This is a genomic window from Pseudoxanthomonas sp. SL93, from assembly GCF_026625825.1.
Classification (GTDB): Bacteria; Pseudomonadota; Gammaproteobacteria; order Xanthomonadales; family Xanthomonadaceae; genus Pseudoxanthomonas_A.
In genome coordinates this window covers 1,313,788-1,336,144 of record NZ_CP113065.1, presented here as the reverse complement: position 1 = coordinate 1,336,144, position 22,357 = coordinate 1,313,788, and the positions used below count along the sequence as shown (strand labels likewise).

General features: G+C 67.2%; 20 protein-coding genes and 1 tRNA gene. 13 read left to right on the top strand and 8 right to left on the bottom strand.

Annotated elements, in window-relative coordinates:
• The first annotated feature begins 44 nt into the window (after positions 1 to 44).
• A complete protein-coding gene (dksA, locus tag OVA13_RS06190; protein WP_267793461.1) occupies positions 45 to 1,163 on the top strand; it encodes an RNA polymerase-binding protein DksA in 1,119 nt (372 codons plus the stop codon).
• Between the two features lie 111 nt (positions 1,164 to 1,274).
• On the opposite strand, the gene OVA13_RS06185 is transcribed toward dksA, so the two are convergent.
• From OVA13_RS06185 to cysS, 3 genes are read right to left on the bottom strand one after another with little or no spacing between them, the layout of a single operon-like run.
• On the bottom strand, positions 1,275 to 2,513 hold the full coding sequence (locus OVA13_RS06185; protein WP_267792918.1) for an MFS transporter: 1,239 nt from the start codon (positions 2,511 to 2,513) through the stop codon (positions 1,275 to 1,277).
• Positions 2,513 to 2,953, bottom strand: a complete 441-nt coding sequence (locus OVA13_RS06180) for a SufE family protein (RefSeq protein ID WP_267792917.1) — start codon at positions 2,951 to 2,953, stop codon at positions 2,513 to 2,515. The genes OVA13_RS06185 and OVA13_RS06180 overlap by 1 nt, the downstream gene beginning before the upstream one ends.
• 46 nt (positions 2,954 to 2,999) lie before the next feature.
• Positions 3,000 to 4,373, bottom strand: a complete 1,374-nt coding sequence (cysS, locus tag OVA13_RS06175; RefSeq protein ID WP_267793460.1) for a cysteine--tRNA ligase — start codon at positions 4,371 to 4,373, stop codon at positions 3,000 to 3,002.
• 148 nt (positions 4,374 to 4,521) lie between these two features.
• Here cysS and OVA13_RS06170 point away from each other — a divergent pair, with 148 nt between their 5' ends.
• The 12 genes from OVA13_RS06170 to OVA13_RS06115 all read left to right on the top strand — a co-directional run bounded on the left by OVA13_RS06170 (position 4,522) and on the right by OVA13_RS06115 (position 16,124).
• Positions 4,522 to 5,031: a hypothetical protein gene (locus tag OVA13_RS06170; RefSeq protein WP_267792916.1), complete on the top strand. Its 510-nt coding sequence runs from the start codon at positions 4,522 to 4,524 to the stop codon at positions 5,029 to 5,031.
• A gap of 259 nt (positions 5,032 to 5,290) precedes the next feature.
• A complete protein-coding gene (locus tag OVA13_RS06165) occupies positions 5,291 to 6,304 on the top strand; it encodes an N-acetylornithine carbamoyltransferase (protein WP_267792915.1) in 1,014 nt (337 codons plus the stop codon).
• 73 nt (positions 6,305 to 6,377) lie between these two features.
• Positions 6,378 to 7,619: an argininosuccinate synthase gene (locus OVA13_RS06160; protein WP_267792914.1), complete on the top strand. Its 1,242-nt coding sequence runs from the start codon at positions 6,378 to 6,380 to the stop codon at positions 7,617 to 7,619.
• 13 nt (positions 7,620 to 7,632) lie between these two features.
• Positions 7,633 to 8,073 carry a GNAT family N-acetyltransferase gene (locus OVA13_RS06155; RefSeq protein WP_267792913.1) on the top strand — a complete coding sequence of 147 codons (441 nt, stop codon included), beginning with the start codon at positions 7,633 to 7,635 and terminating at the stop codon, positions 8,071 to 8,073.
• Positions 8,070 to 9,158 (top strand): acetylornithine deacetylase, encoded by a 1,089-nt coding sequence (locus OVA13_RS06150; protein ID WP_267792912.1) that lies wholly within the window; start codon positions 8,070 to 8,072, stop codon positions 9,156 to 9,158. The genes OVA13_RS06155 and OVA13_RS06150 overlap by 4 nt, the downstream gene beginning before the upstream one ends.
• 81 nt (positions 9,159 to 9,239) lie before the next feature.
• Entirely contained in the window at positions 9,240 to 10,559 is a 1,320-nt protein-coding gene (locus OVA13_RS06145) for an acetylglutamate kinase (protein WP_267792911.1), read from the top strand.
• A gap of 1 nt (position 10,560) precedes the next feature.
• Complete coding sequence (locus OVA13_RS06140; protein WP_267792910.1) at positions 10,561 to 11,181, top strand: GNAT family N-acetyltransferase; 621 nt, start codon at positions 10,561 to 10,563, stop codon at positions 11,179 to 11,181.
• On the top strand, positions 11,178 to 12,140 hold the full coding sequence (gene argC / locus OVA13_RS06135) for an N-acetyl-gamma-glutamyl-phosphate reductase (protein WP_267792909.1): 963 nt from the start codon (positions 11,178 to 11,180) through the stop codon (positions 12,138 to 12,140). Before OVA13_RS06140 ends, argC begins: the two co-directional genes overlap by 4 nt.
• Positions 12,137 to 13,429 (top strand): argininosuccinate lyase, encoded by a 1,293-nt coding sequence (gene argH, locus OVA13_RS06130; RefSeq protein WP_267792908.1) that lies wholly within the window; start codon positions 12,137 to 12,139, stop codon positions 13,427 to 13,429. Before argC ends, argH begins: the two co-directional genes overlap by 4 nt.
• 20 nt (positions 13,430 to 13,449) lie before the next feature.
• Positions 13,450 to 13,683: a YciI family protein gene (locus OVA13_RS06125; protein ID WP_267793459.1), complete on the top strand. Its 234-nt coding sequence runs from the start codon at positions 13,450 to 13,452 to the stop codon at positions 13,681 to 13,683.
• A gap of 9 nt (positions 13,684 to 13,692) precedes the next feature.
• Positions 13,693 to 14,841, top strand: coding sequence for a glutamate 5-kinase (proB, locus tag OVA13_RS06120; RefSeq protein ID WP_267792907.1), 1,149 nt, complete (start codon positions 13,693 to 13,695; stop codon positions 14,839 to 14,841).
• 2 nt (positions 14,842 to 14,843) lie between these two features.
• Positions 14,844 to 16,124, top strand: coding sequence for a glutamate-5-semialdehyde dehydrogenase (locus OVA13_RS06115; protein WP_324288284.1), 1,281 nt, complete (start codon positions 14,844 to 14,846; stop codon positions 16,122 to 16,124).
• A gap of 7 nt (positions 16,125 to 16,131) precedes the next feature.
• Here OVA13_RS06115 and pgaD read toward each other — a convergent pair whose 3' ends face one another.
• The 5 genes from pgaD to OVA13_RS06090 form a co-directional block, all read right to left on the bottom strand.
• Entirely contained in the window at positions 16,132 to 16,587 is a 456-nt protein-coding gene (gene pgaD, locus OVA13_RS06110; protein ID WP_267792905.1) for a poly-beta-1,6-N-acetyl-D-glucosamine biosynthesis protein PgaD, read from the bottom strand.
• A complete protein-coding gene (pgaC, locus tag OVA13_RS06105) occupies positions 16,584 to 17,831 on the bottom strand; it encodes a poly-beta-1,6-N-acetyl-D-glucosamine synthase (RefSeq protein WP_267792904.1) in 1,248 nt (415 codons plus the stop codon). Before pgaC ends, pgaD begins: the two co-directional genes overlap by 4 nt.
• The gene (pgaB, locus tag OVA13_RS06100; RefSeq protein WP_267792903.1) at positions 17,831 to 19,735 is read right to left on the bottom strand and encodes a poly-beta-1,6-N-acetyl-D-glucosamine N-deacetylase PgaB; all 1,905 of its coding nucleotides are present in this window, start codon (positions 19,733 to 19,735) and stop codon (positions 17,831 to 17,833) included. The genes pgaC and pgaB overlap by 1 nt, the downstream gene beginning before the upstream one ends.
• A gap of 2 nt (positions 19,736 to 19,737) precedes the next feature.
• The gene (gene pgaA / locus OVA13_RS06095) at positions 19,738 to 21,801 is read right to left on the bottom strand and encodes a poly-beta-1,6 N-acetyl-D-glucosamine export porin PgaA (protein ID WP_267792902.1); all 2,064 of its coding nucleotides are present in this window, start codon (positions 21,799 to 21,801) and stop codon (positions 19,738 to 19,740) included.
• Between the two features lie 431 nt (positions 21,802 to 22,232).
• Positions 22,233 to 22,309, bottom strand: a tRNA-Pro gene (locus tag OVA13_RS06090).
• Between the last annotated feature and the right edge of the window lie 48 nt (positions 22,310 to 22,357).

The following is a 22,357-nucleotide window of genomic DNA, read 5'->3' as shown; positions in this document are numbered from 1 at the left end:
AGCGCGCTTTCCCGATGCTCGGGAAGAACAAGGAAGCGCTGTTCGTGGCTGCAAAGAAACCTGCTAAGAAGGCCGCCAAGGCCGCCAAGAAACCCGCTCAGACCGTCGCCAAGAAGCCTGTCGTGAAGAAGGCTGTCGCCAAGAAGCCGGCCCCCAAGCCGGTGGCCAAGAAAGCGGCGCCCAAGCCTGCTGCCAAGAAGCCCGTCGCCAAGAAGGCCGCTCCGGCGAAGAAGCCGGCTGCCAAGCCGGTGGCGAAGAAGGCCGTGCCGGCCAAGAAGGCGGTCGCCAAGGTGGCAAAGGCGGCAGCGGCCAAGAAGCCAGCATCCACGCCGGCCAGCAAGGCACCGGCCAAGGTGCCCGCCAAGAAGGCGGCGCCCGCCAAGCCGGTGACCAAGCCGGTCGCGAAACCCGCTCCCAAACCCGTTCCGAAGCCGGCCCCGAAGCCGGTTCCGGCGAAATCCGCCCCAGCCCCGGCCGCGACCAAGCCCGTCGCGCCTCCCGCAGCCCCCAAGGCTGCAGCGGCGCCCGTGCCCGCTGCCAAGGTTCCGTCCCCCCCGAAGCCTGTGCCCCCCAAACCCAATACGAAAACCGCCAAAGCCTCTTCCTCCGCCGAAGCCCCCGTGACCACCCGTCCCGCCATCACTCCCCGACCCGTCGGAAAGGTGGCCGTCGCCGTGGCCGCGCGTCCCGCGGCGCCGGTCGTGCGCGGCAAGGTGAAAGAAGTGCCCTACAAGACCGATGAAGCCACGGGTCGTCCGATCATCCCGCAGGGGTACAAGCCCGCGCCGGATGAGGAGTACATGAGCCCCCTGCAGCTCGAGTACTTCCGCAAGCGCCTGCTGGACTGGCGCGCCGACCTGGTGGAAGAATCCAAGCAGACCATCGAGAACCTCAAGGACGAAGTGCGTGACATCGGCGACGAGGCCGAGCGTGCCACCCGCGAAACCGAGAACTCGCTGGAACTGCGTACCCGCGACCGCTACCGCAAGCTGATCGGCAAGATCGACAGCACGCTCAAGCGCCTGGATGCCGGCGACTACGGCTACTGCGTCGACACCGGTGAGGAAATCGGCCTGGACCGCCTGGAAGCGCGCCTGACCGCCGAACGCACCATCGATGCCCAGGAGCGCTGGGAACACCTGCAGAAGCAGCAGGGCGATTGATTCCAGCATCCAGCCTCATGAAAAACCCCGCTCCGGCGGGGTTTTTTTTTCGGGCCGGAGATCAGGGGGCAATGATCTCCGCGCCGGGCGGATGGGCCTCGGCTGCTTCCGCTACTGCAGGTCGCGCAGGTCCAGCCGCCGCAGCCGCGGCGCTTTCCACGCGGTGAACCCCGCCACCGACAGGATGGCGAAGCCGCCCACGATCACCGCCGGTACCAGCCCCAGCAGCCGGGCCATCGTGCCGGCGTAGAACGCCCCCAGTTCGTTCGACGAACTGACGAAGATGCCGTTGATCGATGACACGCGGCCGCGCATGTCGTCCGGCGTGGCCAGTTGCAGGATGGTGGACCGCACCACGACCGAAACCCCGTCGCACATGCCGTAGGCCAGCAGGATCAGTGCCGACAGCCAGAAATTCCGCGACAGGCCGAAGGCGATGACGCAGAGGCCGAATCCGGCGACGGCGAAGAACAGCACGCGACCGGCATGCTCCTGCAGGGGCCGCCTGGCCAGCCACACGCCGACGCAGATGGAGCCCATCGCCGGTGCCGCGCGCAGGATGCCCAGGCCTTCCGGCCCGTAGTGGAGGATGTCGTGGATGAAGGCCGGTAACATGGCCACCACGCCACCCAGCAGTACCGAGAACATGTCCAGCGCCATCGCGCCCAGCATGATCTGGTTGCCCAGCACGAAGCGCGCGCCCTGCGCGATGCTGGCGAAGATCGGCAGGCTCACCGCGGGAGGTCCCGGTTCCGTCACGCGCAGCCGTGCCAGCACGATCCCCGCCAGCAGCGCAAAAAACGCGGCCAGGCCATACGAGAGTGCCTTGCCGCCAAACCCGACCAGCAGGCCGCCCAGCGCCGGACCGGTGACCAGTGCCGCCTGGAAGATCACGCTGCCCAGCCCCGCGCCACGCACGAAATCCTCGCGCCGCAACGCACGCGCGAACAGGGCGTTGTAGACGGGGCTCAGGAAGGAACGCGCCATGCCCGTCAGCGCGATCGCCGCATAGATCGGCCACGTGCCTTTGAACGGCAATGCGCCGGCGGCCACGGCCACCAGGATCAGCGCCGTGGTGGCCAATGCCGCGCAGGCCGCCATGCCGAGCTTCCGGCGGGGCAGGTGGTCGACCAGGTAGCCGGCGAACGGCGCCACGCAGAAGAACGGCAGCACCTCGGCCAGGCCGACCAGGCCCAGCGAGAACGGATCCCGGGTCAGCTCGTAGACATGCCAGCCGACGGTCACCGCGACGATCTGGTACGACAGCAACGCCAGGATGCGGTACGACAGGACCGCCGCGAACTCGCGGTTGCGCAGCAGCGAGAGGGCGGACGGGGGTGCGTCGGCCATCACCGGGCAGCGTTCGCGGCCGTCTCGCGGATGAAGGCCAACAGCGAGGCCAGACCGTTGCTGCGCGTGGGCGACAGGTGCTTGGCCAGGCCGATATCGGCGATGTAGTCCGGCGTGGCGGCCAGGATTTCCTCTGCGGAACGGCCGGAATACACGCGCAGGGCTAGGAAGATCAGTCCCGAGACGATGGCCGAATCACTGACGGCATGGAAATCGAGCTTCTGCGCATTGCCCTGCGGCACGATCCAGACCATCGACTGGCAACCCAGCAGGCGGTGTTCCTCCCGCTTCCATTCCTCCGGGAAGGCAGGCAGCTTGCGGCCCAGGTCGATCAGGTACTGGTAACGCTCTGACCAGTCGCCGAAGAAGGCGAATTCCTCCTTGATGGCGGCTTGCGCCTCGGCGGGGGTGGGTTCCAGCGGGAAAATCGTGTCGGTCATGGGGATTCCAGGAGCGTGGCGTCGCCAGCTCCCTGATGGGGATGGATCAGGCCCGCTTCCAGCGTACGCCTTGCGGCGTGTCTTCCAGCAGGATGCCCTCGGCCGCCAGCTGATCGCGGATGGCATCGGAACGCGCGAAATCGCGGGCCGTCTTCGCAGCCGCACGTTCGTCGATCAGCGACTGGATGCGCGCATCGTCGTCGTTCGAGGCGCCACGCCCGAACCAGGCGGCCGGTTCCTGCTGCAGCAGGCCGAGGACAACGCCGGCACCCAGCAGTTCGGACTTCAGGCGCTGGCGCGCGTCAGCGGTGGTGGCCTTGCGTGCTTCCGCCGCGATCCGGGCGATCTCGGCCAGCGCCTGCGGCGTGTTGAGATCGTCGTCCAGCGCTTCCTCGATCACGCCGGGCGTTACCGGCGTGGCCGAGACGTCGGCCAGGTCACGCAGGGTGCCGTAAAGGCGATCCAGCGTGTTCTTCGCCTGTTCCACCAGGGCTTCCGACCAGTCCAGCGGCTGCCGGTAGTGGGCGGACAGCAAGGCATAACGCAGGGCTTCCGGCGGATGCTGCTGCAGCAGGTCGTGGACCTTCTCGATGTTGCCCAGCGACTTGCTCATCTTGGCGCCGCCGAAGTTGAGCATGCCGTTGTGCAGCCAGAAACGGGCGAAGGTACGGCCGCCATGCGCGCATTCGCTCTGCGCCACCTCGTTTTCGTGGTGCGGGAACTGCAGGTCCACGCCGCCGGCATGGATGTCGATGGTCTCGCCCAGGTGGGCGGCCGCCATCGCCGAGCATTCGATATGCCAGCCGGGGCGGCCCGTGCCCCAGGGCGAGTCCCAGCCCGGCAGGTCGGGCGTGGAGGGCTTCCACAGCACGAAGTCGCCTGGATCGCGCTTGTACGGCGCCACCTCCACGCGTGCGCCGGCCAGCATCTCGTCGGGGTCGCGGCGCGAGAGCTTGCCGTAGTCGGCGAAGGTATTGACCGCGAACAGCACATGCCCCTCGGCCGCGTAGGCATGGCCGGCTTCGATCAGCCGCTCGATCATCGCGACGATCTGCGGGATGTGCGCCGTGGCGGCGGGTTCGATGTCCGGAGCGAACTCCCCGGTGACCCCAAGCCCTGCCATGTCCTGCCGGTAGGCGTCGGCATAGCGGTCGGTGATGGCCGAGATCGCCACGCCCAGTTCCTTGGCCGCGGCGTTGATCTTGTCGTCCACGTCGGTGATGTTGCGGGCATAGCGCAACTGTCCGTAGCGACGGCGCAACAGCGCGGCCAGCACACCGAACACCACCGGGCCGCGAGCATTGCCGATGTGGACGTAGTTGTAGACGGTAGGCCCGCACACATACAGGGTGGGCGCGGGGCCAAGCGGTTCGAACGCCTCGACTCGGCGGGTGAGGTTGTTGTGCAGGCGCAGGGTCATGGGCATGGGGCAGGGGAGAGCCGGGCAATTCTACCGTCTGCGGTCAACGGGCACAGGGCCGACCCTCCACGTGATCGCCGCCCGGTGTTCAGCCCCACTCAAGGCGCGCCGCCTACACTGTGACACCGGGATACCACTATCAGGCCACATGCACCGCTTGCGCTCCTCCCTCGTCCTGCTCGTCCTGCTGTGGATACCCGCCATGCCGGTGTGGTCGCAGGAACGCGTGGTGCAGGCCGAGAACGTCCGCCTGGACTATGCGCAGGTGCTGGGCGTGGAGCCCGTCTACCAGACGTTGCGCGCCAGCCGCACCGAGCAGAAGTGCGACGAGGTGCCCATGCCGCGCCCGCCCGAAACCACGCCGGAAGAGGAAAGCCGCTGGTCGAAGATGCTGGATTCGGTCCGCAGCGTGTTCACCCGCGACGAGCCGGAGCCGCCGGCCAAGGCCGTCGCCGCGGCACCCACCATGAAGATCAACTGCCGCCTGGTGCCGGTGGAACGGGAGTTCCAGCGCCCCATCGCCTATGACGTGGACTACATCTACAAGGGCGTGAAGTACCGCTCCCGGCTGGCCGAGGATCCGGGCAACCGGCTGCGCATCCGCGTGTCGGTGATGCCCTATGTCGCCCCGTCCCAGCAGGCGGCCAGCAACCCGTGAGCCGCACAGGCCCGCACAAGCCTTGCGCTGCGGCGCAGCACATGCGAGCATTCGCGCCCATGAAGATGAACGCACACGCCCATGCTGACAGCGCGGCCCGCCAGGCCTCGGGCATGACCTCGCGTGCGCGTCGACCGGAATCCTGCATCTAGCTGGGTACCCGGACGTTTTCGCCTGTCCAACCGGAACCCAGCCAGAGGCTGGGTTTTTTCGTTTCTGTCCCACCGATTTCGCCCACACCCGAAACCAGGATGCCTTGATGAAGCACTTCTTGAACACGCAGGACTGGAGCCGCGCCGAGCTGGACGCACTGCTGACGCAGGCCGCGCTGTACAAACAGCACAAGCTGGGCGATGCATTGAAGGGCAAGTCGATCGCACTGGTGTTCTTCAACCCGTCCATGCGCACCCGCACCAGCTTCGAGCTGGGCGCGTTCCAGCTGGGTGGCCATGCCGTGGTGCTGCAGCCTGGCAAGGACGCATGGCCCATCGAGTTCAACCTGGGCACGGTGATGGACGGCGACACCGAGGAACACATCGCCGAGGTGGCCAAGGTGCTGGGCCGCTACGTCGACCTGATCGGCGTGCGCGCGTTCCCGAAGTTCGTCGACTGGGCCTACGACCGCGAAGACATCGTGCTGAAGTCCTTCGCCAAGTACTCGCCGGTGCCGGTGATCAACATGGAGACGATCACCCATCCCTGCCAGGAGCTGGCCCATGCGCTGGCGCTGCAGGAACACTTCGGCACCTCCGACCTGCGCGGCAAGAAGTACGTGCTCACCTGGACCTACCACCCCAAGCCGCTGAACACCGCGGTGGCCAACTCGGCGCTGACCATCGCCACGCGGCTGGGCATGGACGTGACCCTGCTGTGCCCGACGCCGGACTACGTGCTGGACGAGCGCTACATGGGCTGGGCCGAGCGGAACGTGGCCGAAAGCGGCGGCTCGCTGCGCGTCAGCCATGACATCGACAGTGCCTACCGTGGCGCCGACGTGGTCTACGCCAAGAGCTGGGGTGCGTTGCCGTTCTTCGGCAACTGGGAGCCCGAGAAGCCCATCCGCGACCAGTACAAGCATTTCATCGTCGACGAAGCCAAGATGGCGCTCACCAACAACGGTGTCTTCAGCCATTGCCTGCCGTTGCGCCGCAACGTGAAGGCTACCGACGGCGTGATGGATTCGCCGCAGTGCATCGCCATCGACGAAGCCGAGAACCGCCTGCATGTGCAGAAGGCGATCATGGCCGCCCTGGTGGGCGGCCATGATTCGTGATTCGTCATTGGTGTTGAAAACTGCAAAAGCCGATCACCTCGTTCCTGATCCCCCACTTGCCGAGTATCCACGCATGTCGCACCAGCCCGCTTCTTCGAATCACGACACACCAATCACCAATCACGGCTCCAAGGACATCGTCCTCGCCTTCTCCGGCGGCCTCGACACCAGTTTCTGCGTGCCCTACCTGAAGGAGCGCGGCTGGAACGTGCACACCGTATTCGCCGACACCGGCGGCGTGGATGCCGAAGAGCGCGCCTACATCGAACAGCGCGCCGCCGACCTCGGCGTCGCCAGCCACGTCACCGTCGATGGCGGCCCCGCGATCTGGGAGGGCTTCGTCAAGCCGTTCGTGTGGGCGGGCGAGGGCTACCAGGGCCAGTATCCACTGCTGGTGTCCGACCGCTACCTGATCGTCGACGCCGCGCTGAAGCGCGCGGCCGAGCTGGGCACGAACGCGATCGCACACGGCTGCACCGGCATGGGCAACGACCAGGTGCGCTTCGACCTCGCCGTGAAGGCCAGTGGCGACTACCGCATCGTGGCGCCGATCCGCGAGATCCAGAAGGAACACACCCAGACCCGCGCCTACGAACAGGCCTACCTGGAAGAGCGCGGCTTCGGCGTGCGCGCCAAGCAGAAGAGCTACACCATCAACGAGAACCTGCTGGGCCTGACCATGTCCGGCGGCGAGATCGACAAGTGGGAGGCCCCCGGTGAGGGCGCCCGCGGCTGGTGCGCGCCGCGCGCCGAATGGCCGGTGGAACCACTGCGCGTCGCGGTCGGTTTCAAGAACGGCGAAGCGGTCAGCCTGGATGGCCAGCCCGTCGCGGGCGCCGCGCTGCTGGCAAAGTTGAACGCGCTGTTCGCGCCTTACGGCGTGGGTCGCGGCGTATACACCGGCGACACTGTGATCGGGCTCAAGGGCCGCATCGTCTACGAGGCCCCGGGCCTGATCTCACTGCTGGCCGCGCACCGCGCGCTGGAAGAGACCGTGCTGACCAAGCAGCAGAACCGCTTCAAGCCCGAGATCGCGCGCAAGTGGGTCGAGCTGGTGTACGAAGGCTTCTACCACGACCCGCTGAAGGCCGATCTGGAGGCGTTCCTGCAGTCCTCGCAGGCCACGGTCAACGGCGAGGTGGTGTTGGAGACCCGCGGTGGCCGCGTCGATGCGGTGGCGGTGAAGTCCCCGCACATCCTCAACGCCAAGGGTGCGACCTACGCGCAGTCGGCGGACTGGGGTGTCGAAGAGGCCGAAGGCTTCATCAAGCTGTTCGGCATGAGCTCGACCCTCTGGGCCGAGATCAACCGCTGATCGCAGCGTCCCGATGAGTGCCCTGCGCATCAGCACGGACAAGGCGGAGCTGGACCTGCCGCTGATCCACCGTTTCCTTTCGACCCAGGCTTACTGGAGCCAGGGTATCCCGGAGGACACGGTGGTGCGCGCGGTCGCGGGCTCGCTGTGCTTCGGCGCCTACGTTGACGGCGCAGGGCAGGTGGCGTTCGCGCGGGTCGTTTCCGACTTCGCGACGTTCGCCTACCTGGCCGACGTGTTCGTGTTGCCTGAGCACCGCGGCCGTGGCTACAGCAAGGCCCTGGTCGCCGAGGTGATGGCGCACCCGCAGTTGCAGGGGCTGCGCCGTTTCATGCTGGCCACGTCCGATGCGCACGGGCTTTACACGCAGTACGGCTTCGCCACGCCGGCCAGGCCGCAGACGCTGATGGAAGTGTCCAAGCCGGACATCTACGCCGAGACCATAACCGCATGACCTTGCTCGCGACCACGCTCAAACACCTCGAAGCGCTGGTGTCGTTCGATACCCGCAATCCGCCGCGCGACATCGGCACGGACGGGATCTTCGACTACCTGCGCGCGCAACTGCCCGGCTTCCGCATCGAGGTGACCGATCACGGTGCCGGCGCGGTGTCGTTCTTTGCGGTGCGCGGACAGCCGAAGCGCGTGTTCAACGTGCACCTGGACACGGTGCCGTCCTCGCCCGCGTGGAGTGCGAGCCCGCATGTGCTGCGCATCGAAGGCGACCGCGCCATCGGCCTGGGCGCCTGCGACATCAAGGGTGCGGCTGCGGCACTTGTTGCCGCGGCGCAGGTGACCCAGGGCGACGCAGCCTTCCTGTTCACGACCGACGAGGAAGCGAACGATGCGCGCTGCATCGCCGCCTTCCTGGCGCGCGACCATGGCTTCGGCGAGGCGATCATCGCTGAGCCGACGCGCTGCGAGGCCGTGCTGGCGCATCGCGGCATCAGTGCCGTCCGCATGGCGTTCAAGGGACAGGCCGGGCATGCTTCCGCAGAGAACGCGCTTTCGCTCAGCGCCCTGCACAACGCCATGCGTTGGGGTACCACGGCGCTGGATTTCGTGCAGACCCAGCACCACCTGCGTTTTGGCGGGCTGACCGGCCTGCGCTTCAACATCGGCCGGGTCGAAGGCGGCATCAAGGCCAACATGATCGCGCCCAGCGCCGAAGTCCGTTTCGGTTTCCGGCCGCTGCCGTCGCAGGACATGGACGGGTTGCATGCGACCTTCCGCAGCTTCGCCAATGCCGAGGCGCTGGCCGAATACGAAGAGACCTTCCGCGGTCCATCGTTGCCGTCGGGCGACGTCGCGCGCGCCGAAGAGCGCCGGCTTGCCGCACGTGACCTGGCCGACGATCTGGGCCTGCCGATCGGCAATGCGGTGGATTTCTGGACGGAGGCCTCGCTGTTCTCGGCCGCTGGCCTGACCGCGTTTGTCTACGGCCCCGGCGACATCGCCCAGGCGCATACCGCCGACGAGTGGGTCGCGCTTGAACAGCTGCAACGGTATGCGGATAGCGTGGCAAGGATTCTCCAGTAGTGTCGCAGGGCGGGCCCAGGCCCGCCGTGCGCATCCCATGATGTGGTGGGCCAGGGCCCACCCGACGAAAAGCAAGAAGACATGGAATCGAACAAACAAACCCGCCAGACCATCATCCGCCTGCTGTCCAGCATGGCCAGCGCGAAGGAGATCTCGCAGTACGTCAAGCGTTTCTCGCAGCTGGATGCCAAGCGCTTCGCCGTGGTCAAGGTCGGCGGCGCCGTGCTGCGCGACGACCTCGAGGCGCTGACGTCGTCGCTGACGTTCCTGCAGGAAGTCGGCCTGACACCGATCGTCGTGCACGGCGCCGGCCCGCAGCTGGACGAGGAGATGAATGCTGCCGGCATCACCAAGCAGACCGTCAATGGCCTGCGTGTCACCACGCCCGAGGTGCTGGCGATCGTGCGCAAGGTCTTCCTGCAGCAGAACCTGGCACTGGTGGAAGCGCTGCAGCAGGTCGGTGCGCGCGCCACGTCGATTGTTTCTGGCGTGTTCGAGGCCGAGTACAAGGACCAGGCCACCTACGGACTGGTGGGCGATGTCACCCGCATCAACCAGGCGCCGATCGAGGCCAGCCTGAAGGCGGGTTCCATCCCGGTGATCGCCAGCATGGGCGAAACCGTGGGCGGGCAGATCCTCAACATCAACGCCGACTTCGCCGCCAACGAGCTGGTGCAGGTCCTGCAGCCTTACAAGATCATCTTCCTCACCGGCACCGGCGGCCTGCTGGATGCGGAGGGCCGGGTGCTCGATTCGATCAACCTGTCGACCGAGTACGACGAACTGATGGCCCAGCCGTGGATCAACGGGGGCATGCGCGTGAAGATCGAGCAGATCAAGGATCTGCTGGACCGTCTGCCTCTGACCTCCTCGGTCTCCATCACCAAACCGGCGGAGCTGGCCAAGGAACTGTTCACCCATCGCGGTTCCGGCACGCTGGTGCGCCGTGGCGAGCGCGTGCTGCGCTTCGAGGGCGGCTGGGCCGGCGTGGACCTGCCGCGCCTGAAGACACTGATCGAATCCAGCTTCGGCCGCACGCTGCTGCCGGACTACTTCGAACGCACCACGCCGTACCGCGTCTACATCAGCGAGAACTACCGCACCGCGCTGATCCTCACGCAGGAGGAAGGGTTCGCCTACCTGGACAAGTTCGCCGTGCTGGACGACGCGCAGGGCGAGGGTCTGGGTCGCGCAGTCTGGCACGTGATGCGCGAGGAGAATCCGCAACTGTTCTGGCGCTCGCGCCACAACAACCAGGTCAACATCTTCTATTACGCCGAATCCGACGGCTGCTACAAGCAGGAGAAGTGGAAGGTGTTCTGGTACGGCATCGAGGATTTCGCCGACATCGAACGCTGTGTCGCGCACTGCCGTACGCGCCTGCCCACGCTGAAGGACTGACATGGCCGCCGCCCTCCCCATCGCCTGGCAGCAGGTCCCGATCCTGGCGGGTCGCCATGCCCGCCTCGAGCCGATGTCGCGCGAGCATGTCGACGGCCTGCGTGCCGCGCTGGCGGGCGATGAACTGGCGGCCCTGTGGTTCACGCAGGTGCCGAAGGCGGCCGACGTTTTGGGCTACGTCGATTCCGTACTGGCGACCCAGGCCGAAGGCCTCGTGCTGCCCTTCGTGGTGCGGGATGCCGGTGGCCGCGTCGTCGGCAGTACCCGGTTCTACGGTCTGGAAGCGGACGTGCCCCGGCTCAGCATCGGATACACCTGGTATGCGACGGACGTGCAGCGGACCGGCATCAATACCGAAACCAAGTTGATGCTGCTCACGCACGCGTTCGAAACACTCGGCTGCATCAGCGTGGTCTTCGAGACCAGCTGGTTCAACCACCGCTCGCGTGCGGCGATCGCCCGGCTGGGCGCCAAGCAGGACGGCGTGCTCCGCAACCACAAGCGCCACACCGATGGCTCGCCGCGCGACACCGTCATCTTCTCGATCATCGACGGCGAATGGCCGGCGGTGAAACGCAACCTGCTGGCGAAGCTCGCCCGGCACGAACAGGAATCCCCATGAGCACCCCCAAGACCGTCGGCATCGTCGGCGCACGCGGCCACACCGGCGCGGAGCTGATCCGCCTGATCGCCCGCCACCCGCATCTGGAACTTGCCTTCGTGTCCTCGCGCGAACTCGACGGGCAGAAGGTCAGCGACCACATCGACGGTTTTGCTGGCGATCTGCGTTACGAAAACCTGAGCCATGAACAGGTCGGCGCGAAGGGCGCCGACGCGGTGATCCTGGCGCTGCCCAACGGCAAGGCGGCCGAACTGGTGGCCGCGATCGATGCGCAGACGCCCGCCACGGTCATCGTGGACCTGTCGGCGGACTACCGCTTCGACGACCGCTGGTACTACGGCCTGCCGGAGCTGACCCGGCAGCACTACGCGGGCCAGACCCGCATCAGCAATCCGGGCTGCTACGCCACCGCCATGCAGCTGGCCATCGCGCCGCTGCAGGACCGTCTGGCCGGGCCGCCGCAATGTTTCGGTGTCTCCGGCTACTCCGGCGCGGGCACCACGCCGTCGGACAAGAACAATACCGAGCTGTTGCGCGACAACCTGATGCCGTACGCGCTGACCGACCACATGCACGAGCGCGAGGTCAGCCGCCAGCTGGGCGTGCCGGTGGAGTTCATGCCGCACGTGGCCCCGCATTTCCGCGGCATCACCATGACGGTCAACCTGTGGCTGCAGCAGCCGGCCAAGGTGGAAGAGATCCGCGCGCTCTACCGTGAATGTTATGCGGACGAGCCGTTGGTCCATGTGCTGGACGAAGCCCCGTGGGTCAGCCGCATCGCCGGCCGCCACGATGTCGAGATCGGCGGCTTCACGCTGGCGCCCGGCGGCAAGCGCCTGGTCGTGGTCGCCACCCTGGACAACCTGCTCAAGGGGGCGGCGACCCAGGCGATGCAGAACCTCAACCTGGCATTCGGATTCGACGAACTGGAAAGCATTCCGCAGGAGACGACGGCATGAGCGACCTGTTGTGGCAGAAGCCCGGCGTGGCGGTGGATGCGGAGATCCAGCGGTTCCTGGCGGGCGACGACGTGCTGCTGGACCGGGAGTTCTTCCTGCACGACATCCAGGCCAGCACCGCGCACGCGGAAGGCCTGCAGCGCATCGGCATCCTGTCGGGCGACGAGCTGGCGGGACTGAAGCGCGAGCTGGCGCTGCTGGCGGATGATTTCCGCGCGGGCGCTTTCGTGCTGGATGAGCGCTTCGAGGACGGCCATTCCGCCATCGAAGCCCGCCTGACCGAAAGACTGGGCGATGCCGGGCGAAAGATCCACACCGGCCGCAGCCGCAACGACCAGATCCTGGTGGCGACGCGCCTCTGGCTGAAGGAGAAGCTGGCGCGCGTTGCCACGCTGTCGCGCGAGATCGCGAAGGTCGCGCTGGACCGGGCGCAGGCCGAGCGCGACCTGCCGATCCCCGGCTACACGCACATCCAGCGCGCCGTCGTGTCGTCGGCCGGCATGTGGTGGGCGGGGTGGGCCGAGGCCTTCATCGACAACGCCACCCGTGCTGCCGACACGCTGAAGCTGGTGGACGCCAATCCACTGGGCACGGCCGCCGGTTACGGCGTCAACCTGAAGCTGGACCGCGAACACACCACGGCAGCACTGGGCTTCGCACGCATGCAGGTCAGCCCGATCTATGCGCAGCTGTCGCGCGGGAAGTTCGAAATGGCCGCGCTGGAGGCCCTGGGCGCCGCCACGCTGGACCTGCGGCGCATCGCCTGGGACCTGTCGCTGTTCACCAGCGCGGAGTTCGGCTTTGTCGCGCTTCCCTCGCAGTACACCACCGGCAGTTCCATCATGCCGAACAAGCGCAACCCGGACGTGATCGAACTGATGCGCGCCACCCACGCCAGCGTGGCCGCGGCGCGCATGGAAATCGAACAGCTGCTGTCGCTGCCTTCCGGTTATCACCGCGACCTGCAGGCCAGCAAGGGCGCGATCTTCCATGGTTTCGGCCGTGGCTTGCCGGCACTGGCACTACTGCCGGCGTTGCTGGCGAACCTGGAGTGGCGCGAAGACCGCCTGCGTGCGGCGATCGATTCGGGCATGTACGCCACCGATGTGGCGGTGGAGGCGGCGGTGGCCGGCGTTCCGTTCCGCGAGGCCTACAAGGCCGCCGCGGCATCGGCGGACAGCGCGGGGCAGGGCCGCACGCCGGAGGGCAGCCTGGCGGCGCGGGTGTCGCCGGGTTCCGCGGCCGACCTGCGCCTGGCCGAACTGCTTGCCCGATGGGAAGCCCTGTGACCCGCTATCTGGTGTTGGCGATGCGCACGGCGCGTTTCGAGGAAAGCGTCATCGCGCCGCATCTGGAATTCCTGCAGCAGCTGCGCGAAGCGGGCCAACTGGAGATGACGGGCGGCTTCAGCGACAAGTCGGGCGGCGCCTACGTACTGATCAACGTGGCGTCGCTGGCGGAAGCGCAGGCCATCGCCGCACGGGATCCTCTGGCGATCACCGGCACGTCCGAGCTGACCGTCCACGAATGGAATACACGTTGAGCTGATGCGATGACCGCCACCACGCCCCCGCCGTTCACCGAACAATCGCTGCCCAGCTGGCGGCGCGCGGTACTGAAGGTCGGCAGCAGCCTGCTGGCGGCGGAAGGCGAGGGGCTGAGTCCCCGCCATGCCTTGAACCTGGCGCAGTTCGTTTCCTCCAGCATCGCCGCCGGTCGCGAGGTCGTCATCGTCTCGTCGGGTGCCGTCGCTGCCGGACGCGGCCTGTTGCACCGCAAGCCGCAGGCCGGCACGGCGATGGCCGAGCGCCAGGCGCTTGCGGCCCTGGGTCAGGCGCAGCTGATTACACTGTGGCAGCGCTTCTTCGAACGCCCGGTCGCACAGGTGCTGCTGACCCACGATGACCTGCGCAACCGTCGCCGCTACCTCAATGCGCGTGCCACGCTGCAGGAGCTGCTGGCCTTGGGCGCGTTGCCGGTGGTGAACGAAAACGACACGGTGTCGGTCGACGAACTCAAGCTGGGCGACAACGACAACCTGGCGGCGGTGGTGGCCGCGCTGGTGGATGCAGACGCGTTGTTCATCGCGACGGACATCGACGGTTTCTATTCCGCCAATCCCCGGGTGAATCCCGAGGCACGCCCGATCCTCGACGTGGAGGCGCTGACGCCGGAGTTCTACGCGATGGCCGGCGATCCCGGCAGTGGTGTCGGCACGGGCGGCATGCGCACCAAGCTGGAAGCCGCGGCCAAGGCCGCGGCCGCCGGCATCGAGACCTTCCTGTTCAACGGGACGCGTGCCGACACCGTGGCCGCGTTGACACGCGGGCAGTTGCTGGGCACCCGCTTCCGACCCGCGCAGAACCGGTTGGCGGCACGCAAGTACTGGCTGCGCAACGTGCCGGTGGAAGCTGGCGCCATCGTCGTCGATGCCGGCGCCGCCGGCGCGATGACGGGCAAGGGCGCTTCGCTGCTGCCAGGCGGTGTGGCCACCGCGGAAGGCGACTTCCGGCGCGGGGACATGGTGGAGGTGGTGCTTCGCACGGGCGAAGGCGACCAGCGCATCGCGCGTGGCGTCAGCCAGTATTCGGCCATCGACATCCGTCGCATCGCGCGCCGGCACTCGCGCGACATCGAAGGCATACTCGGCTACACCTACGGCGAGAATGTCGTGCATCGCGACGACCTGGTGCTGCTGTGAACCTGCCCGACACGGACGCCCGCATGAGCGACATCAAGACCCAGGCCCTGCAATGCCGCAACGCTGCTGTCGCCATTGCGGCATTGTCCACCGAGGCGAAGGATGCGTTGCTGATGGCCATGGCCGATGCGCTGCTGGCGGACCAGGCGATCATCCTGGCCGCCAACGCGCGCGACATGGAGGCCGCTGCCGCCAAGGGCATCGGTGCCGCGATGCTGGACCGGCTGAAGCTGGACGCCGGGCGACTGCACGGCATCGCATCCGCCGTGCGGGAGGTCGCCGGCCTGCCTGACCCGGTGGGGCAGGTGACACGCACCGAAGTCCGCCCCAACGGCATCCGCGTACAGCGCGTACGCGTGCCCTTGGGTGTCATCGCGATGATCTACGAGGCGCGCCCCAACGTCACCGCCGATGCGGCGGCGCTGTGCCTCAAGGCCGGCAATGGCGTGGTCCTGCGCGGTGGCTCGGAAGCATTGCACTCGAACACCGCCATCGCCGACGCCCTGCAGCGCGCCCTGCGCGAAGCGGGCCTGCCGGCGGCGGCGCTGACCCTGGTCACCGACCTGTCGCGCGAGACGGTGCTGGCGCTGCTGCAGCTGGCCGACATCATTGACCTGGCCATTCCCCGGGGCGGGGAAGGCCTGATCCGCTTCGTCGCCGAACACGCACGTGTGCCGGTCATCAAGCACTACAAGGGCGTCTGCCACCAGTACGTGGACGCCGGCGCGGATGAAGACCTGGCCCTGGCCCTGCTGCTGGACGGCAAGGTTTCACGTCCATCCGCCTGCAATTCGCTGGAGACGCTGCTGGTGCACAGGGAGATCGCCCCGGCATTCCTGCCGCGTGCGGTGCAGGCGCTGCGCGCGCGTGGCGTCAGCGTGCGGGTGGATGAAGCGGGGAAGGCGTTCGTGCCCGATGCGGACCTGGCCACCGAAGACGACTTCGCCGCCGAGTTCCTTGACCTGGTGATCGCCATCGCTGTGGTGGATGACATCGATGCCGCCATTGCCCATGTGCGCCGCTACACGTCGGACCACACCGAGGTCATCGTCACCCGCGATCCGGAACACGCGGAGCGGTTCCTCAGCGCGCTGCGGTCGGCCGTGGTGATGGTCAACGCCTCCTCCCGATTCTCCGACGGCGGCGAACTCGGCCTGGGCGCGGAAATCGGCATCTCGACCACCCGCCTGCACAGCTACGGCCCGATGGGGCTGGAAGCGCTGACGGTGGAGCGCTTCGTCGTGCGAGGCGAGGGGCAGGTCCGGCATCCGGACCTGCTCTGACCGCCGGTCAGGCCGGGTCGGCCAGGGAAGTGAATCCGTGCGGACGGGCATCCTCGCCCATGTGCAGCACCGTGACCTTGCCGAGCACCAGCGCGCGGGCCACGGCCGGCGGCGTACCCAGCGCCTCCGCCACGTCGGGCAGGGTGGCACTGCGCGGCTGGCTGCGGCGGTCGGCCCGGCTGAAGCGCAGGCGGTTGTACTCGGCCCAGGAGATCAGCAGCAGCGCGCACGCCAGCGCCAGCAGCGGCAGCGAGAACAGCAGGAATGGCTCGATGGCGTGCTCGCGCACGTAGAGCTCGAAGAATGCCGTGCGGATGCCCAGCAGCCACAGCAGCAGCGTGACAAGTGGCGTCCACAGGTAGACATAGACCATCCAGAAACCCAGCGTGACGAAGCCCCAGGCCGCGCGCTGCAGGCGCGGCTGCTTCATCGGCTTGCGGATCAAGCGCGAATCGAATTTCATCGTATTCCCCTGTCAGGGCTCACCCACGTGGCGCGACCGCGACGGCGACGCATCAGCGTCTTCGGCACGGCCACCATGGTGGTGAACAGGCTCAGCATCCAGTACGCCATCGGGTACCAGATCATCCAGAAGTAATTGCGTCCCACGGCCGTCTCGTAGCGCCGGTCGATGATGATGCTGCTGGCGAACTGCAGCATGCAGATCAACGCAAGGATCACGCCGTGCCACGAAGGCAGCAGGGTGTGCACGTACAGCGCCGGCGGCAGCGTGATGAACTTGCCCAGCGCCCAGAGCACCATGATGAGCAGCATGGTGTAGGCCCAGACCACGCTCAGCAGGTACTCGACCAGCACCGCCCACATGCGCCGCTTGCGCCAGGTGAACATGTCCACGCTGTGGCGCATCAGTACCTCGACGCCGCCCTGCGCCCATCGCAGCCGCTGGCGCCACAGTCCCTTCAGCGTCTCCGGCATCAGGATGAAGCACAGTGCGTTGGGCTCGTAGCGGATGTCCCAGTGGTCGAGCTGCAGGCGCCAGCTGATGTCGATGTCCTCGGTCACCATGTCGTCGGCCCAGTACCCGATGCGATGCAGCGCGGTGCGGCGGAAGCCGCTGATCACGCCCGACACGGTGAAGATGCGTCCGTACACGCGCTGCGCGCGCTTGATCATGCCGATGATCGAGGAGAACTCGCCCACCTGCAGGCGCCCCAGCAGGGTGGAGCGGTTGCGGATGCGCGGGTTGCCGGTCACCGCGCCCACGCGTGGGCCGGAGGTTAGGTGCCAGATCATCCAGTGCGTGGCGTACTCGTCCAGCAATGCGTCGCCATCGATGCAGACCAGGTATTCGCTGCGCGCGGCCAGGGCTCCCATGCGCAGTGCATTCGCCTTGCCGAGGTTGCGGTCAAGATGGATCACGCGCAGGCGCGGGTGGATGGCCGCCAGGGCATTCAGTCGCTCGGCGGTATCGTCCCGGCTGCCGTCATTGATGGCGATGACTTCGAAATCGGGATACTGCTGCGCCAACGCCGCGCCGATGGTGTCATCGACGTTCTCGCCCTCGTTGTGGCACGGGATCAGCAGGGTGGCGAACGGCATCACCGCCATGGACGGCGGGTCGTTGCGCGCACGCGCGTGACGTTCGCGACGGAAGTAGTAGTACAGCCCACCGGACATCCAGAAGAAGGACATCACGATGGGGTACAGGAACGCGAACTGGAACAGCGCGTCGAGCAGCCGGGCCATCACCGTTCCTCGTACGGGAAGTTGCGCGCGGACAGGCTGCCGCGCACATCGGGGAGGCGCGGCTGGTCGCCGATGAAGTCGTCCGGGTACCAGCCCAGGTGCCGCACGCCGTCGGCCTGCAACTGCCGCACCAGGGCCTGCAGCGTGTCGCCGGGGATCGGCGTGCCCGCGCGCCAGTCGCGCGTCTGCAGTTCGAACAGTGTCTTGTTGAACGCCGGGTCGTGCGCGCGCACGGCATCGGCGAGCTCACGCATCCATGCTTCCGGACGGCGATGCTCGCCTTCCATCCACGGCATCGCCATCAGGGCGGTGTAGTCGTAGGCCGTGAGGAAGGTGTCCAGGCGCTGGCCGAACCACTGCTGGCTCTCGGGTTCCAGCACGGTACGTGCATATAGGTTGCGGACCGTCAGCAGCTTCGGGCGCCAGCGCTCGGCAGAGCGCTTCAACCCATGGGTGAAGTCGACCAGCAATTGCGCGCGCGCCTCGGCGCTGCCGACGCGGGGAAGCTCGTCGTCGCGCAGGTAGGCATCGTCGTGGAACAGCAGGCCCTCGAAGTAGCTGGCGATGGCCAGGTCTTCGTAGATGTCGGTGACAAGGGCGCGCGCGCGCGGATCGGAGGGATCCAGCCGGAAGATGTCGCCCTTGCGCTCCGGCAGGGCCAGCGCCTGGCGCTGTGCCGCATCCGGCGGTTCGAAGCCCAGCACCGGCAGCCACGCCAGCACCTTCACGCCCGCCCGCGTGCGCAGTTGCCAGGCCACGCGGTTGAACAGGTCCGCGCGCACCGGCAGGTGGCGGTTGGGGAAGTACAGTGCGTCAGCGGAACCGTTGCCGTCGGGATCGGCAAAGGCCTGCAGGAACACATGGGTCGGGCCGATGCGCTTGACCCGCTCCAGCAGCGCATCGAGGTTGCGGTCCAGCTGCGCGGGATCGGCGTCGTACACGTAGTCCAGATCGACCTGCATGGCGCGCACGCCGGCGACATCCTCGTCATGGCGCAGCTCGTAGGCCAGGTCGCCGACGCTCGGGTTGTTGCTCAGCAGCAGGCGTGCCAGCCCGTGCAGGTCGCGGCCGACCTTCTGCTCACGTCCCTCGAGGTCGAACGACACCGACATGCCCAGCGTTTCGGCGATGCCGTTGCTGACGCTGTTGTACGCCGCATACGGCCAGACGATGGCGCGCGGACGCTCGCCGAGTTCGCGTTGGAGTGTGTCGGCGCTGGCTTCCAGGTCGGCGCGGATGCGCGCGCGATACTCCGCTTCGGTTTCGTAACGGCGTGCCGTCGCGTCGTAGCGGCGGGTGATCGCAGCCGGGGTCATGTTGCCCTGCGGGTTCGACTGCACGCCGTGGTGCAGGTCATGGCTGTGCGAAGCGACTTCGACCAGCCCGGTGGCCTGCATCTCGCGCAGTTGTGCCCACGTCAGGAAGTCGTCATGCGTGAACATGCGCGGGCCGTAGTCGACCTGCCGACCCGCGGGCAGCTCCACCCAGTCGGTCACCACCGCGACCAGCGCGGGATAGCCATAGGCGCGCAGCAGCGGGAACGCGTGCGTGTACACGCTGCGCAGGCCGTCGTCGAAGGTCAGCAGCACGGCCTTGTCCGGCAGCGCGCGTTCGCCGCGCGAGGCCGCCATCACGTCGGCCAGGCTCACCGGCTGGTAGCCATGCCCCGACAGCCAGTCCAGGTGCGCGGCGAAGTTCTGCGTACTGACCGCGTAGCCATCCGGATCGCCCTTGCGGGCCACATCGTCGCGGATGTCGTGGTAGCTGAGCACGAGCAGGCGGTCACCGGCGACCTGCACGGCGCGGGTGGCAGGTACCGCATCGCCGGCGAGTGCCGCGAAAGGCAGCAGGGCGGACAATGAGAGGCACGCCCGCAGGATCACGTCAAAAAGATTCTTCGACATGCTCATTCTCCCCACCGGTATTCGATATCCAGCGCCACGCGCTGCTCGCGCTGGCCGTCGTAGACGGGGCGGGACCAGGCGATGCCGTAGTCCAGCACGTGGCCGATGCCCAGCTTCCACTCATGCCGGTAACTGGCGCGCGGCACCCATGCACTGCCGTAGCCTTCCTGCCAATAACTGCCCGCAGTGAGTTCGAGCCGCTGCCGCAGGTGGCGTTCGTAGCGACGCCAGGCGACGTGGTCGATGCGCACGCCGCCGTTGAAGGCACGGTCCTGTGACGGGTTGAAATAGGGGGCGTCGTCGCGGCTGCCGCGCGATGCATACGCATCGCCGATCATGTCGACCAGCAGGTGCGGTCGCGTGATCCACCTGCGCTGGCCGTACACGCCCAGTTCCTGGCGTTCGTTGCCGTCGTCATAGTCCCAGTGCTTGTAGCGTGCGCCGAGTTGCCCCTGTTCCGAGGGCGTCCATACCAGCCCGGCCTGCCAGCTGTCGGCTCCGACCCCGCTGCGGCGCGCCTGCAGCGATGCTTCCGGGTCGGCGTGGAAGGCGCCTGCGCTGGCGGACACGGTGTCCCCGAAGCGCCACCCGGCACGCACCCCGAAGGCTGTGTCATCAAGGTAGCGGTCATTCGGTCGCAACGCCTGCGCTTCCAGCGAGAGCCGGTCATGGGCGTAGAGCAGACCCATGCCGGTGTAGCGGGCGTGCACCCGTTCGCCCTGGAAATCCGCCCAGCCATCGCTGGCCTGCGCGGTCAGGCGCCAGCGGTCGGCCAGCATCGGGCTCTCGACGTAGACCCCGTACTCGCCATCGCGGTTTCCCAGCGGCGACGCGGTTGATGTGCTGCCTTCGGCGTCGCTGCGACCCCCGGCGGCCCACGCGCGACCGCGCCATCCCAGGTGCGCGTCCCAGTAGCGGTCCAGTCGCTGCACGTGGGTGTTGCCCGGGAACTGCTCCAGCAATTCGTCGTGCAGCACGCGGGCTTCGCCGACGCGGTCGAGCGCGAGCAGGGACTCGGTCGCGCCGATACGTGCCTCCGTGCTGCGCGGGTCGAGCGTCATGGCCATGCGCTGGCGTTCCAGCGCGCGGGCGGTCCAGCCGCGCATGCTGAAGACATTGCCCAGGCGCGACTGCAGCCCCGCGTTGTTGGGCGAGATGGATGCCAGCGCCTCCAGCGCCGTCTGCGCCTCCTGCAACCGGTTGCCGTAGGCGGTCATCATGGCGCGGTTGGTATCCGCGTCGAAGCGGTGCCAGTTCTGGTGGCCCCGGCGCGCACCCGGTGCGCGCGGCCACGGGTCGTTGGCCTTGACCAGCGCATCCAGCGTGGCCAGCGCGCGCGCGTGCTGTTCCGATTCCAGATAGGCGTAAGCCAGCAACAGCTGGATGTCGAACTCGCCCGGCATCGCTGCGAGTGAGGTTTCCAGTGCGGTGGCGGCTTCTTCGGGGTGGCGCGTGGCCAGCAGCGAGTCGCCGACCTTCGCCAGTGCGTAGGGGGGCACCTGCAGGCCATCGGCCTGCAACGAGCGGTACGCCGCCACGACCTCGTCGTGCTTTTCCAGCGTGTTGAGGATGACCAGCGAATCCAGTCGCGGACGGTGGGCGGCGGCGCGCTGTTCCGGCGTCAGGCTGGCCAGGTGCTCCGCCATCAGTCGCTCGGCGTACTTCATTTCATCCAGCCGCGTAGCGGTGTCCTGCGCGTAGAGGCCGCCCCACACGATCCTGCGCGCCAGGCGGTCGTTTTCAAGGCGCTGGATCTGGTCAGCCGAAAATACCGACGGACGCGCGCGGTAGAGCTGCCAGGCGCGTTCGGCACTTCCCAGATCCGCCAGGGTCAAGGCGCGCATCCGGTAGGCGTCCGCGTCGTCGGGATGGTCCGCGAGCCGGCGCTCGTAGATGGCCAACGCCGCCAGCCACTGGCGCTGGTCGCGCAGGCGCGCCGCTTCGTCCAGTTCCTGCGGGTGCGAAGCGGGGGGAGCTGCCGGGACGGGGCTCGCGTGGGTGCTTGTGGAGTACAGGTAGGAGCCCGTGGCGCAGGCCAGGGCAAGGGGGAGCAGCGGAAGATTCAAGGTTCCTGCCAATGCGGGGGAGCGCGGGAGCGTTGTCATTCCGCGCGTTTGAAGCAAAAACCCTGCCAAACCCCACACAACTCTCACAATCTGGCGAACATGCCGCCAATATATTAATTTTTTGTAAATATAGATGAATGAAACTGGCTCGGAATCATCGATATCGTCCGCCAATGAGGCTCGAGTTGCACATCGATATGTTTCCGAAGCGGGTCTGGCACGCGCAGCCAGGGGTCAAATAGTGACGCTCGACGTCATATTTATGTGATGGAGAGCACTCTTTTTTGGGCTGCCAGTCTCCGGCAAGGCGCATGCATGCCGGTGCGCCGCCATCGGCTGCCCGCTGGCGACGGCGCGCCGAATGTTGGGTGGCCGCCTGACGCGGACAACAAAAAACCCGGGAAACATTTCGTTTCCCGGGTTTCATGTGATGGTCGGGGAGACAGGATTCGAACCTGCGACCTCTACGTCCCGAACGTAGCGCTCTACCAGACTGAGCTACACCCCGCGAGCCGTGCATTGTATGCAGTCGCCGCGTGGGCGGCAATAGGGCGGG

Bases quoted from the DNA above. Each gene is read 5' to 3' on its own strand.
- pgaB (WP_267792903.1), bottom strand. From the start codon at position 19,735: ATGTCGAAGAATCTTTTTGACGTGATCCTGCGGGCGTGCCTCTCATTG.
- OVA13_RS06170 (WP_267792916.1), top strand. From the start codon at position 4,522: ATGCACCGCTTGCGCTCCTCCCTCGTCCTGCTCGTCCTGCTGTGGATA.
- OVA13_RS06155 (WP_267792913.1), top strand. From the start codon at position 7,633: ATGAGTGCCCTGCGCATCAGCACGGACAAGGCGGAGCTGGACCTGCCG.
- OVA13_RS06125 (WP_267793459.1), top strand. From the start codon at position 13,450: ATGCGCACGGCGCGTTTCGAGGAAAGCGTCATCGCGCCGCATCTGGAA.
- OVA13_RS06160 (WP_267792914.1), top strand. From the start codon at position 6,378: ATGTCGCACCAGCCCGCTTCTTCGAATCACGACACACCAATCACCAAT.
- pgaC (WP_267792904.1), bottom strand. From the start codon at position 17,831: ATGGCCCGGCTGCTCGACGCGCTGTTCCAGTTCGCGTTCCTGTACCCC.
- OVA13_RS06150 (WP_267792912.1), top strand. From the start codon at position 8,070: ATGACCTTGCTCGCGACCACGCTCAAACACCTCGAAGCGCTGGTGTCG.
- OVA13_RS06165 (WP_267792915.1), top strand. From the start codon at position 5,291: ATGAAGCACTTCTTGAACACGCAGGACTGGAGCCGCGCCGAGCTGGAC.
- argC (WP_267792909.1), top strand. From the start codon at position 11,178: ATGAGCACCCCCAAGACCGTCGGCATCGTCGGCGCACGCGGCCACACC.
- OVA13_RS06140 (WP_267792910.1), top strand. From the start codon at position 10,561: ATGGCCGCCGCCCTCCCCATCGCCTGGCAGCAGGTCCCGATCCTGGCG.
- OVA13_RS06180 (WP_267792917.1), bottom strand. From the start codon at position 2,953: ATGACCGACACGATTTTCCCGCTGGAACCCACCCCCGCCGAGGCGCAA.
- OVA13_RS06145 (WP_267792911.1), top strand. From the start codon at position 9,240: ATGGAATCGAACAAACAAACCCGCCAGACCATCATCCGCCTGCTGTCC.
- OVA13_RS06185 (WP_267792918.1), bottom strand. From the start codon at position 2,513: ATGGCCGACGCACCCCCGTCCGCCCTCTCGCTGCTGCGCAACCGCGAG.
- argH (WP_267792908.1), top strand. From the start codon at position 12,137: ATGAGCGACCTGTTGTGGCAGAAGCCCGGCGTGGCGGTGGATGCGGAG.
- pgaD (WP_267792905.1), bottom strand. From the start codon at position 16,587: ATGAAATTCGATTCGCGCTTGATCCGCAAGCCGATGAAGCAGCCGCGC.
- cysS (WP_267793460.1), bottom strand. From the start codon at position 4,373: ATGACCCTGCGCCTGCACAACAACCTCACCCGCCGAGTCGAGGCGTTC.
- proB (WP_267792907.1), top strand. From the start codon at position 13,693: ATGACCGCCACCACGCCCCCGCCGTTCACCGAACAATCGCTGCCCAGC.